The 462-nt window shown below is 68.0% G+C and carries 1 protein-coding gene; it reads right to left on the bottom strand.

Annotated features, from left to right (window positions below):
• Positions 1-462: PrpF domain-containing protein (locus J5M67_RS28365; RefSeq protein ID WP_279381595.1), on the bottom strand; the 462-nt coding region annotated here is incomplete at both ends.

Below are 462 nucleotides of genomic sequence, written 5' to 3'. Positions count from 1 at the left end.
ACGTAATCCGCCGGCTTCGCGACGAACGCCACCTTCGGCGTGTGCTGGCGCGTCGCGATCTCGTCGAGCGACGCAATGAGGCCCATGCGCAGCGCGCCGTGCGCGCGGATCGTCTCGAACATCGCGAGCGCCTTCGCGTCCGAATTGATCGCGTCCTGCAGCTCGGTGCCGGTGTAGCCGATCGCCGCGGCGTCGACGAAGATCGTCGGAATGCCCGCGTTGATCATCGTCGCCTTCAGCGTGCCGACGCCCGGCACGTCGAGATCGTCGACGAGGTTGCCCGTCGTGAACATCGCGCCGCCCGCGCCGTCCTCGTCGGCGGCCGGATCCATGAATTCGAGCTGCACCTCGGCGGCCGGGAACGTCACGCCGTCGAGCTCGAAATCGCCCGTCTCCTGCACCGCGCCGTTCGTGATCGGCACGTGCGCGACGATCGTCTTGCCGATGTTCGCCTGCCAGATC

The sequence above is a fragment of the Pseudomonas sp. 30_B genome (assembly GCF_017491605.1).
Classification (GTDB): Bacteria; Pseudomonadota; Gammaproteobacteria; order Pseudomonadales; family Pseudomonadaceae; genus Pseudomonas.
This window is presented reverse-complemented; position numbering and strand designations above follow the sequence as displayed.